Annotated in this window: 11 protein-coding genes; 4 read left to right on the plus strand and 7 right to left on the minus strand. The window is 73.2% G+C overall.

Features of this window, described 5'->3' with window-relative positions:
* Positions 1-128: 128 nt before the first annotated feature.
* From AB0E96_RS31280 to AB0E96_RS31305, 6 genes are all read right to left on the minus strand, one after another.
* Positions 129-1,220 carry a LacI family DNA-binding transcriptional regulator gene (locus AB0E96_RS31280; RefSeq protein ID WP_359829145.1) on the minus strand — a complete coding sequence of 364 codons (1,092 nt, stop codon included), beginning with the start codon at positions 1,218-1,220 and terminating at the stop codon, positions 129-131.
* Between the two features lie 73 nt (positions 1,221-1,293).
* Positions 1,294-3,048: a glycoside hydrolase family 36 protein gene (locus tag AB0E96_RS31285; protein WP_359829146.1), complete on the minus strand. Its 1,755-nt coding sequence runs from the start codon at positions 3,046-3,048 to the stop codon at positions 1,294-1,296.
* A 2-nt stretch (positions 3,049-3,050) separates the two neighbouring features.
* Complete coding sequence (locus tag AB0E96_RS31290; protein WP_359829147.1) at positions 3,051-3,938, minus strand: carbohydrate ABC transporter permease; 888 nt, start codon at positions 3,936-3,938, stop codon at positions 3,051-3,053.
* Positions 3,935-4,855 (minus strand): sugar ABC transporter permease, encoded by a 921-nt coding sequence (locus AB0E96_RS31295; RefSeq protein WP_359829148.1) that lies wholly within the window; start codon positions 4,853-4,855, stop codon positions 3,935-3,937. Before AB0E96_RS31295 ends, AB0E96_RS31290 begins: the two co-directional genes overlap by 4 nt.
* Positions 4,852-6,198, minus strand: coding sequence for an extracellular solute-binding protein (locus tag AB0E96_RS31300; protein WP_359829149.1), 1,347 nt, complete (start codon positions 6,196-6,198; stop codon positions 4,852-4,854). Before AB0E96_RS31300 ends, AB0E96_RS31295 begins: the two co-directional genes overlap by 4 nt.
* 221 nt (positions 6,199-6,419) lie before the next feature.
* Positions 6,420-7,646, minus strand: coding sequence for a radical SAM protein (locus AB0E96_RS31305; protein ID WP_359829150.1), 1,227 nt, complete (start codon positions 7,644-7,646; stop codon positions 6,420-6,422).
* Between AB0E96_RS31305 and AB0E96_RS31310 the strand changes: the two genes are divergently transcribed.
* Positions 7,645-7,860 carry a hypothetical protein gene (locus AB0E96_RS31310; protein WP_359829151.1) on the plus strand — a complete coding sequence of 72 codons (216 nt, stop codon included), beginning with the start codon at positions 7,645-7,647 and terminating at the stop codon, positions 7,858-7,860. The genes AB0E96_RS31305 and AB0E96_RS31310 overlap by 2 nt on opposite strands.
* Here the strand turns inward: AB0E96_RS31310 and AB0E96_RS31315 are convergent.
* Positions 7,832-8,566, minus strand: a complete 735-nt coding sequence (locus tag AB0E96_RS31315) for a hypothetical protein (protein WP_359829152.1) — start codon at positions 8,564-8,566, stop codon at positions 7,832-7,834. The two genes, AB0E96_RS31310 and AB0E96_RS31315, sit on opposite strands and share 29 nt — an antisense overlap.
* Before the next feature lie 287 nt (positions 8,567-8,853).
* Between AB0E96_RS31315 and AB0E96_RS31320 the strand changes: the two genes are divergently transcribed.
* From AB0E96_RS31320 to AB0E96_RS31330, 3 genes are read left to right on the plus strand one after another with little or no spacing between them, the layout of a single operon-like run.
* Positions 8,854-9,768 carry an aromatic prenyltransferase gene (locus AB0E96_RS31320; protein ID WP_359829153.1) on the plus strand — a complete coding sequence of 305 codons (915 nt, stop codon included), beginning with the start codon at positions 8,854-8,856 and terminating at the stop codon, positions 9,766-9,768.
* Positions 9,765-10,442 (plus strand): hypothetical protein, encoded by a 678-nt coding sequence (locus AB0E96_RS31325; RefSeq protein WP_359829154.1) that lies wholly within the window; start codon positions 9,765-9,767, stop codon positions 10,440-10,442. The genes AB0E96_RS31320 and AB0E96_RS31325 overlap by 4 nt, the downstream gene beginning before the upstream one ends.
* Entirely contained in the window at positions 10,439-11,230 is a 792-nt protein-coding gene (locus AB0E96_RS31330) for a class I SAM-dependent methyltransferase (protein ID WP_359829155.1), read from the plus strand. Before AB0E96_RS31325 ends, AB0E96_RS31330 begins: the two co-directional genes overlap by 4 nt.
* Positions 11,231-11,335 lie beyond the last annotated feature (105 nt).

Genomic DNA, 11,335 nt, shown 5'->3' on the forward strand with positions numbered 1-11,335 from the left:
GAGCCACTGCGGAGCATTGGCGACCGACGACAACGCGGCGAGGTGCGTGCCCCGGCGTCGCACGCCCGGCGGGAATTGTCAGACACGCCCTAGGTCGCTGCGGTCCGCCGGGGCACCGCAGGACGCGGCTACCCGAACCAGCCCGACCAGCCGGACGGCTCCGGCTGGTCCGAGCGGCCCGAACTGCCCCGCACCACCAGCTCGGTGGGCAGTACCAGCCCCTCCGCCGGCACCGCCTCCCCGCGCACCCGGGCCAAAAGCCGTTCGACCAGCGCCGTGGCGATCGCCCGCAGCGGCAGCCGCACGGAGGTCAGCCCGGGGTGGAGGTGGCGGCAGAGCGGCGTGTCGTGGAAGCCGGTGACGGCGATCCCGCCGGGCCCGACCACCAACCCCTCGGCCCGGACGGCCTCGTAGAGGTCCAGCGCCAGCAGGTCACTGCCGGCCGCGAAGGCGGTGGGCCGGTCGGGCCCGCGCAGCAGCGCCCGTACGGACGCCACCACCGAGCCCGCCCCGGCCTGGGCCGCGTCCGCGGGGCCGACGGCCACCGCGGACAGGCCCGACCGCCGGGCCTCGGCGAGGAACCCGGCCCGCCGCGCCGCCATCCAGGGCAGTTCCTCGGCGGCCCCGAGGTAGCCGATCCGGCGGTGGCCGAGCGCCGCGAGGTGGCGCACCGTCTCGGCCATCGCCGCCTCGTTGCCGATGTCCACCCAGTGCTGGGGCTCCCCCGGTCCGGTCCGTCCGAAGCTGACGAACGGGACACCGAGCCGGGCCGCGTGGGCGATCCGGACGTCCTCGCGCAGCACGTCGGCCAGCACCAGTCCGTCCACCTGACGGGCCGCCACCAGTTCGTCGATCGCGGCCACCGGGTCGGCGGTGCCCTGCGCCGGGCGGAACAGCAGCACCCGCTGCCCCGCCGCCCCGGCCGCGTCGACCAGGGCCTCCAGGAAGCCGGCCATCAGCGGGTTGGGGTCGAACGGGTCGTCGACCGGCGAGAGGTAGCCGATGGTGCGGCGGGCGCCGCTGCGCAGCGAGCGGGCCGACTGGTCGGGCTGGTAGCCGAGTTCGCGGATCGCCGTGTGCACCCGCTGCAGTGTCTCCGGCCGGACCCGCTGCGGCGCGTTCAGCGTGTTGGAGACGGTCTGCCGGGAGACCCCGGCCGCCCGGGCGACCTCCTCGATCGTGGTGGCGCCGCGGCGCGGCCGGTGCGGTCCCTCGGGCATGCGGTTCTCTCCAGACGCGAGTTCGACGACAGACCCCGGGCCCGGGGGGCGACCCCGAGCCCCGGGGGGCGGGTCAGCGGCGCAGGGTCAGCAGCCCGCCGCGCGGCACGGGGATCGCGTCCGCCGGGCCCAGTTCGACCTCGCCCTGCCGGACGATACGCCCCCGGGCGTCCCGCACCGTCACCGCCACCTGCCCGCGGCCTCCGGTGAGCCGGACGTCCTGGTCGGCGTCGGCGTTGGCGACCAGCAGGGTGTGCCAGTCGTCGCCGGAGGCGTCCACCGGCAGCGCGGCGTAGCGGGCCACGGCCACGGTGCCGGCCGCGGCTCCGGTGCCGCGCGCGGTGACCATCGGGTAGCCGAGGTCCGGTCGGGCCGGGAGGAGCTCGCCGAGCTGGAGGGTCGCGGTGTGCTCGCGGAAGACGCCGAGCCAGAAGGCGATCGCCTCGCGCTGGCCCTCGCTCTGCGCGGCGAGGTCGACGGAGACCTGCGGCACCGAGAACAGCACATTGATCAGGTGGCAGGCGACCTGCTCGGCCGGCTCTCCCCGGTGCCACATCAGCATGTCGGCGTGGACCGGGACGGGCCCGGCGGCCAGCCGCACGTCGACGGTCCGCTGCCGGTTCTCCTGCGGGCTGAGCGGGCAGTCGGTGGCGCGGATCATGGTGGCGTACGGCCACAGGCCGGGGCTGACGTACGGCTGGCGGTGCTCGATCATCGCCTCCGGGTTCGCGGCGGTGATCCGGGCCCGGATCGCGGCCAGCAGCCGCTCCACGCCCTCGTCGACGGTCGCGCAGTCCGCGCCGGGCGGGGCCGCCGGGGCGTCGGCGCTCTCGGCGGCGCGGGCGAACCAGTCCACGAAGTCGACCTTGAGGCCGTCCATGCCCCACTCCTCGACGGCGCGGACGAGCCGGTCGGTGAGGAAGGCCCGGACCTCGGGGTGGCGCGGGTCGGCGACGATCGCGCCCATGTGGGCGGCGTCGGCCAGGGCGAGGTGGCCGATCTCCCGGAACGCGGCGCTGTCCTTGCCGATGAACGGCAGCGCGTACCAGAGCATGTAGCGCACGCCCAGGTCGTGCACCCGGCGGACGTGGGCGGCGGTGTCGGGCAGCGAGACCGGCTCCCAGTCGCCGCAGTGGGCGTAGCCGCGGGTGCGGTCGGCGGTCATCCAGCCGTCGTCCACGATGATCACGTCCAGGCCCAGTTCCTTGCCGAGCGCGGCCTGGGTCTCGACGCCCTTGGGCGTGATGTCCTGGTGCATCGAGTACCAGGTGGAGTACGCGGGCCGGCGGGCGGCGTCCGGGATGTCGGCGGTGCGGCCCTCGCCCCACCAGGCGGCGAGGTCGGCCAGGGCGCGGCCGAAGTGCCGGCCCGAGGTGTCGATCCGCACCGTGAGCCGGCCGGTGGCCTGGGCCCAGAACCGGAACTCGCCGGTCTCCTCGACCACTCCGGCGCCGGCCAGCACGTCGGGCCGCTCGGCGGCGAAGGCGCACAGGGCGACGTCCCCGGTGCCGACCAGCGCGGCGATCGGCGCGCCGTTGGCGAGCGAGGTGCGGCGCGGGGCGCTCCAGGCGGCGGGCAGCCAGCCGGTGCCGCGCGGTTCGGGGGTCCACAGCGCGGTGGCGTCGACGCAGGGCACCCGCCACTCGATCCGGACCTCGCCCGCGCCCTCGGCGGTCACCTCCACCACCCCGTCGGCGACGCCCCGGGCGGTGCCCGTGCCGCTCACCCGCAGGTCCAGGCCGTCGGCGTACAGCGCGCGCAGGGGGCCGGCGGTGGGGGCGTGCGGCTCCCAGACCTCGGCCGCGGCGGTGTCGTTCGTCTCGGTCATGCTCAGCCCTTCGTGGCGCCGGCCAGCAGGCCGGAGATGAACTGCCGCTGGAGGACCAGGAAGAGGACCATCATCGGCAGGGTGGACAGCGCGGTGCCGGAGAGGATCGCGCCGTAGTCGGTGTTGGACTTGTTGCCGTGCAGGGTCGCCAGGGCGACCGGCAGGGTGTGCATCTCCGGGCTGCGCAGTGCGATCAGCGGCCAGACGAACTGGTTCCAGGAGCCCAGGAAGAGGAAGATCGACAGCGCCGCGAGCACCGGCCGCATGACCGGCACCACCACGCTGAACAGCACCCGGAGTTCGCCCGCGCCGTCGACCCGGGCGGCGTCCAGGAGTTCGTCGGGCAGGCTGCTCAGCGACTGCCGCATCAGGAAGACGGCGAAGGGCACGCACAGGCCGGGCAGGATCAGCGCCGGGTAGGTGTCCAGCAGGCCGAAGTCCGTCATCATCTTGAACAGCGGTACCAGCGTGACCTGTTCGGGCACGACGAGGGTGGAGAGCAGCAGCGCGAAGAGCAGGGTGCGGCCGCGGAAGCGGAACTTGGCGAAGGCGTAGCCCGCGAGGAGCGCCACCACCAGGGCGCCCAGGGTCTGGATCCCCGCCACCAGCAGGGAGTTCCCGACCACCCGCAGCAGGCCGATCTTCTGTTCCAGGTGGCTCAGGTTCTCGCCGAGGCTCCCGCCGGGCAGCAGCTTGGGCGGCCAGTCGAAGACCTCGGTGTCCTTGCGGGTGGCGGAGACCACCAGCCAGTAGAAGGGGGCGATCGACAGCCCGGTGACGGCGGCCAGGAAGAAGGTCAGCGGCCAGCCGCGGAGCCGCTTGAGACGGTTGGCACGGGGGTCGGCGCCCTTCGGGGCGGTGTTCTCGGGGGTCGTGCTCGTGGACGTCACTTGTCGCGCTCTCCCATCAGGCGCATCTGGAGGGCGCCGAGCACCGACACGATCAGGGTGAGCGCGTAGGCGATGGCGGAGGCGTAGCCGAAGTCGAAGAACCGGAAGCCGTTCTGGTACAGGTACATGGAGACGGTCAGGGTGGCGTTGTCCGGCCCGCCGCCGGTCAGCACGTACGGCTCGTCGAAGAGCTGGAGCGTGCCGATCGTCGAGAGCACCACCGTGAACAGCAGCACCGGGCGCAGCGCGGGGACGGTGATGGAGGTGAAGCGGCGGACCGGGCCGGCCCCGTCGACCATCGCGGCCTCGTACAACTCCCTGGGGATGGACTGGAGTCCGGCCAGGTAGATGACGGCGTTGTAGCCGGTGTAGTGCCAGGTGAGCACCACGACGACGGCCATCCGGGCCCAGACCGGCTGGCCCAGCCAGTCCACGGAGGGCAGTCCGAGCGCGTTCAGGACCCAGTTGATGGCACCGTCGTCGGCCTTGAGCAGGTAGGCGAACATCACACCGGTGGCGACCAGGCCGGTGACGGAGGGCATGAAGACGCCGAGCCGCCAGACCGTGCGCCAGCGCACCAGCGCCGAGTTGAGGCCGACGGCCATCAGCAGGGCCAGCCCGAGCATCAGCGGGACCTGGATGACGAGGATCTCGCCGGTGTTGCGCAGCGCCGTCCAGAACAGCGGGTCGTCCAGCAGCCGCCGGTAGTTGGCGAGGCCGGCGTCGCGGGTGGCGGCTCCGGAGCCGGTGGTGAAGGACAGCAGCAGCGAGTCGACGATCGGGTAGGCCTTGAACACGCCGAAGGCGAGCAGCGCGGGGGCGAGCAGCAGGTACGGTACGGCGGCGCGGCGCCGGCGGGCGCGGCGGGCTCTCGCGGCGCCCGCGGCGAGGCCGGCGGGCGGGCTGGCGGCACTCATGCGATACCGCGCCCGGTCTGCTGGGCGAGCTGCTTGGCGGCGTCCTGGAGGACGGCGGCCGGGTCGGCGCCCTTGAGGAAGACCTTGGTCTGGGCGTCGCTGACGAGCTTGAGCGCGCGGGCGTAGTCGCCGGAGTAGTTGGTGGGGTCGCCGCCCTCGTTGGCGAGGTCGGTGAAGGTCCTGAGCACCGCCTGGCCGCCGTAGAAGTCGCTGGGCGCGGCGTACATCGGGTCGCCGTAGGCCTCGGTGAGGGCCGGGAAGACGCCGCCCGCGTTGAACATCGTGTTGACGGAGGCGGGGCGGGTGAGCGCGTACTCGACGAACTTCCAGGCGGCGCGGCGGCGCGGACTGGAGGCGGCGACGGCGAGGTGGGTGGAGTTGACCAGGGCGGTGCGCTTGCCGCCGGGGGTGACCGCCGGGGGCTTGGTGAGGCGCCAGTTCCCGCTCTGGTCGGGGAACTTCTTCTCCAGGTAGTGGGCGACCCAGGTCGGCATCGCGGCGGCCCCGAGCTTGCCGGACTTCATGACCGGCGGCCAGCTCTGGACGCCGGGGGTGTCGCCGATCAGCCCGGCCTCGTCCAGCTTCTTGATGATGGTCAGGGCGCGCACGGCCGGCTCCGAGGCGACGGTGATCCTGCCGTTCAGGTCGAAGTAGAAGGCGCCCTGGAGCTGCATGAGGCCCTGGAGGAAGTCCAGGTCGGGGGTGGGGTTGGCGGCCCGGTTGACGCCGATCAGCGCGACGCCGGGGTTGGCGGCCTTGAAGCGGTCGGCGACGGCGAGCAGGTCGTCCCAGGTGGCGAAGGTCTCGGGGTCGATGCCGGCCTTGTCGAAGTAGTCCTTGCGGTAGAAGAAGCCCAGCGCGTTGACCTCCCAGGGCAGCGCGTAGGCGTGGCCGTCCTTGCCGGTGACGACCGGCCACAGGCCCTTGGCGAACTTGTCCTTGTAGGCGTCGGCGCCGAGCGCGGAGAGGTCGGCCAGGCCGCCGGGGAACTTCTCCTGGTAGCCGGGCAGGTAGTCACAGCCGATGTGCAGGACGTCGCCGAGGCCCTGGCCGCCGGCCGCCAGGCCGACGGTGATCTTGTCCCAGATGGCCGGCTCGCCGATGTCCTGGACGTCGACCTTGATCCCCGGGTTGTCCTTCTCGAAGGCCGGGACGATCCCGCGCAGTGCGTCGGCGGCGGTGGCCCAGGACCAGACGGTGATCGTGCCGGTGTCGGCGTCCCCGCCGGTGGCGCCTCCCGAGCCGGAGCCGCCGCCGCAGGCCGCGAGGGTGCCGCCGGCGGCGACGGCCAGCAGGCCGGCTCCGGAAGCGCGGAGAAGGTCGCGCCGGGAAAGGTGTGACATTGCATTCCTCTCGGTGGGGTGACGCCGGAAGGCTGTGATGCGAAGGGGGCGGTGGGGGGCTCGGGCGTTTTGAACGTTCAAACACACAAAACAGACCAGAACCAAACAGGTTCCAACGAGCGGACACAGCAAACGCCCGCCCTCCCCGTGTCGTCAAGACCTTGACGCCGGAAGGACGGGCTCCGCAACCGTTCCGTTATCAGCCGGGAGGGCCCCGGCCCTCAGCCCCGCTCGGCGTCCGGGGGCCCGAAGGCCGTCCCCGGAGTGACCGGGATCCCCCGGGACATGGCCTCGAAGTCCAGGATCGGACGGGTCAGGATCTCCTCGACCTCGTCGGTCAGGAGGTTGCCCAGGATGAACTCCTCCTCCGCCCCCGAACCGAACGTGACGACCTGCCCGCTCGACTGGATCATCCAGTTCAGCAGCTCGCGCTCACTGCTCTCGGCGAGGTGGATCTCCCGGCCGGGGTACTCCCGCCGGATCCCCTCCAGGACGGCGCGGACCTCCTCCACCGCCACCCCGAGCCTGCGGACCACAGCCGGCGACGCCCGCCGGCCCCACCACTGGAACACCACCCACTGGGCGACCGAGGGGTGGGACATCACCTCGGCGGCGAGCTCCGGCAGCTGGTGGAGGTTCTCGGCGCTCGCCACCGTGTGCACCCGCACCCGGTCGAAGCCCTCGGCGTCGCACAGGGCGAGGGACTCCAGCAGCGCGTCGAGCAGCTTGGCGTCCGGGCTGCGGCGGAAGGCCCGCTGCACGTCCGCGGTGACGGCGTCCAGTGGCAGCCGCAACGAGGACAGCCCCCGCAGCCGGTCGAGCTTCCCGGCGGTGAGCGTGTAGCCGGTGGTGTCGAGACCGACCTTGAGGCCGGCGGCGACGGCACGGTCGACCACGTCGAAGATCGGCGGCCACAGCAGCGGGTCGCCCCCGGCCAGGACCAGGTCGGTGGTCCCGTGGGCGGCCAGCTTCCCGATGATCAGCTCGGCCTGGGAGAGGTCGATCTGCTCCGCCGCGAAGGGGTTGTAGCAGCCCTGGCAGGACATCGGACAGCGGTTGTTGATCGACCAGTTGACCCGCCGGACCCGACGGCCCGCACGCGGCCGGTCGGCCCGCTCACGGATGCCGGCCACCAGGTGGGCCAGCCGGACGGCCGGCGGGAGGGTGGCCCCGGCGAGCAGCTCGGCGGCACGGTCCACGGCGGCCACGGTGGCGTTGTTCTGGAGCAGCAGGAACGCCAGGCGCCATCGCATGGCCTCGTCCGCCCGGTCCCGCTCCAGGGCCCGCTCGACGTCCTCGGTCAGGGCGCCGAGGTAGCCGGGGGTGAAGTTGGCGGGCTCCAGGCGCCGTTGGAACCGGTCGGCGATCGACCCGCGCTCCAGGGCCCGGTCGTAGCCGGCCCGCAGCGGGTGCGGGGGCAGGATCTCCACGTGCTGCCGAGTGGGCATGGGGCGTTCTCCGGCCTCTCCGGTCGTGGTCGGTGCGGGTGGCGTGGTCGGCGTCGGCGCCGTGGTCGGCATCGGCATCGGCATCGGCATCGGCATCGGCGCCATGGTCGGCGTCGGCGCCGTGGTCGGTTCAGGCACCTGTGCCGGCGTCGGCGCCGGTGTCGGCGCTGCTGTCGGTACCGGGGTCAGTTCGGCCCGGACGGGAGCAGGATGACCATCGAGTCCCCGGACGGCAGGCCCATGCTCTCGACGAAGACCGCGTCGCGGACGATCTGCGCGACGGCCGGGTGGGTGGGGGCTTCGAGGTAGCGGGCGGTGGACTCCAGCGGGGTGACGCCCCGTTCGGCGATCAGGTCGCCCAGGGCGCGCGGGAGGTTGTCGAGGCCCTCGCGGATCCCCGCCAGGTCGAACCGGTCGGCCAGCCGGATCGCGGCCCTGCGGGCCTTGGCCAGGTTGGTCGTCGGGTCCACGACCGTCGCCTTGGCCAGGTAGTAGGGGACGGGCTGCACCATCCAGGCCAGCGCGGTGCGCTGGTCGCCCTCGTCCCGCCCGTCGGGGGCGAAGGCCTCCGCCCCGAGCCCGAGACCGTCGCCGAACCACTGCGGGCGCATGCTGATCCGGTAGTGGGCGTGGCCGGCCCGCTTGAACGCGGGGAGCCTGGCGATGACGGAGGTCGTCTCGATCCGGAAGGTGTCGGAGATCCGCCGCATCTTCCGCCCCAGCAGGGCGCGGGTCCGCGGCACGTCGGCGTCCTCGGCCACGACGTGGACCAGGTCGAGGTTGGAGACGATGTCACCACCGGGGCCGGTCCGGTGGTCGCCGCGGGCCAAGGACCCGGTCGCCGCCACCGACATGTCGGTCACCTCCGCGAACTCACGGGCCAGTTCCTGGAACAGCAGGGGGACGTCTTCGGGTCTCACGCGCTTCCTCGGGTGTCGGCGACGGCGCGGGGGCGGCCCTTCACCGTCTCTTCCAAGTCCTGTCACATCGTGGAGAGTTCGCATTCAGGCGCGCAGCCTAACAGCGGTCCGCCACAAACGGTCCCACTTGTACCGAATACGCACCCGCGACGGCCGAAAGATCAACAGGACCGATCCGATCCGGTCATTCGGCAAGCACCACCCGGTCGGCCACGGGATCCGACGTCCAGTTGAATGATCTTCGAGATACTTCGACCGTCTCCACGAACGAACGGGAGCAACCCCTGATGGCCTCCACCGCCGACTTCTCGCCGGCCCGGTTCCTCAAGGACCTCGCCGCCACCGCGGACCTGCTGGGGATCGACCACTCCCCGCCCGTGACCCGCCGGGTGCTGGACGCCTACGAGGAGAGCTTCCACCGGGGAGCCGTCCTGTGGCGCACCAACGACAAGCCCGGCGGCGCGCTGAACTACCGCTTCTACGACCGCGTTCCCGTCGACACCGTCGACATCGGGGCGAGGGCCGGGCTGCTCGACCCCCGCAGCGGGACGGCCGGACTGATCTCCTCGTGGAGCTCCCTCTACGACGGTTCGACGGAGCTGTGCGACTTCGACGCCGTCCGGGGCCTGGTCAAGACCTGGATCTACCTCGGCGGGATGCGGCCCCTGGACAAGATCCTCGACACCCCCGGGGTCCCCGACACCATCCGCCGCCACCACGACCGCTTCCGCGACCTGGGCCTGACCTCGGTGCGGCACGTGGCCGTGGACCACCAGAACGACACGGCCAACCTGTACTTCCGCACCCGGGACGGGCTCGACCGGCAGGGGGCCGAGCGCCTGCTCGCCCTGTCCCGGGCTGGGAAGCCGGACGAGGCGACCTTCCGGGACATGGTCGCGTTCACGGCCCCGGACGGGCACACCTTCGCGGTGACGCTCCGGATCGCCACCGGGGAGATCGAGCGCGTCGGCGTCTACGCCCTCCGGCTGCCCGCCGGGCGGTTCCCGCACGTCAACGACCGGCTGGCCGGATTCTTCCGCGGCGCCCCCTCGCACGACGAGGAGGAGATGAACGCCGTCGCCTGGTCGTTCGGCGCGGGCGGCAGCACGTACGTGAAGGCGGAACGCAGCTACTCGGGCCGGCTGGTCGCGCTGATGCGCGAGTGGAACAGCCCGATGACCGATCCGGGCCGGCGGCCGTGAGCCCCCTCCACCCGGCCGACGCGGCCGAGTTGGACCGACTGCTGCGGTGGGCCGGCGAGGCCGACGTGCCGGGCGTGCTGGGTGCGCCGCGCGTGCCGCCCGGCACGACGGGTGGCGCGGAGACCGGCCGGGCGGCGATCGACACCGTCGCCGCGCACTGCCACGTCGACCACGTCGCCACGCTCGTCTTCCCGGCCACGGTCGTGGAGGCCGAAGCGTATCTTCTGCGACGCCGGTGGACACCCACGTCCACCGTGCCCAGCGTGGTCGTACGGCGGCGCCTCGCGGACCGGTACGGCCTCGACCACCGGCAGCTCGACGTCAGCATCGTCCACGCCTCCGCCCCCGGCGCGGCCGGGGTGGAGCTCTTCTGCCTGCCGCCGACCGCCGCCACCCGGCCCGCCATCGACGGTGAACGCCGATGGCACCGGGAACGCCACACGGCGCTCCTGGTCGAGGCCCCGAGCGAGCGGCTGCTCGACGAGCTGCGGTCCCTGCTCACCGGCCCGCTGGCCATGCGGGCGGACGGCGGCGGCCACAATCCCCACGAGGGCCCGGAGTCCGGCGGCCGGACCGTGCTCTACTTCCGACCCGCCACCGGCAGCCGCCTGGAGCTGACCTGCCGCGGGGACTTCACCCCCGTCGTGGCCCGACACCTGGACGGTGAACGATGAACAGCCCGGTCTACCAGGACGGCGTCCTCGCCCACGGCACGGACGGCGAGCGCGAACGCCTGCGGCTGCTGGAGGAGCTCAACGATCCGGCCACCGTCGCCGTCCTCGAACAGCTCGGGGTCCGCGCGGACTGGCACTGCGTCGAGGCGGGGGCCGGACACGGTTCCATCGCCCGGTGGCTCGCCGCCCGCTGCCCCGAGGGCCGGGTCACGGCCACCGACCTGGACACCGCGCTCCTCCGGGAGTCGCCGGTGCCCGCCAACATGACGGTCGCCCGGCACGACGTGACCCGCGACGACTTCCCGGCGGACTCCCAGGACCTGGTGCACGCGCGGGCCCTGCTCGGCCACCTTCCCGACCCCGGGCTCACCCTCGGCCGGATGGCCGGCTGGCTCGCGCCCGGCGGGTGGCTCGTCGTCGAGGACCCCACCTACCTCCCGGCCGAGGCCTCCCCCTACCCGGAGTTCGCCGGGCTGCTGGAGGCGTGCCAGCGGTTGCTGGCCCGGATCCACGGGACCGACCACGGCTGGGCCCGCCGCATCCCCGCGGCCATGGCCCGCGCGGGCCTCACCGACATCGGCATGACCATCCGGGTGGCCGTCTGCGGGACGGACCCGACCGAGGACGCCTTCTGGCGCCGCTGCTTCGCCCAGGCCACCCCCGGCCTCGTCGCGACCGGGCTGATGACGGCCGAGCAGATCGCGTCAGCGGTCGCCCACCTGGACGACCCGGCCTTCGCCGACACCGCCTGGATGATGGTCTCCTGCTGGGGACGCCGCCCGTCGTAGCCGCCGGGGCCCGAACCCCGCTGCGCGAGACCGCAGGCTCGGCGAACTCGTCACGGCTGACGATGAGTTGGAGCTGCTCGCCGAGGTGCAGACCTCGATCGTGGC

It is taken from the genome of Kitasatospora sp. NPDC036755 (assembly GCF_040636595.1).
Classification (GTDB): Bacteria; Actinomycetota; Actinomycetes; order Streptomycetales; family Streptomycetaceae; genus Kitasatospora.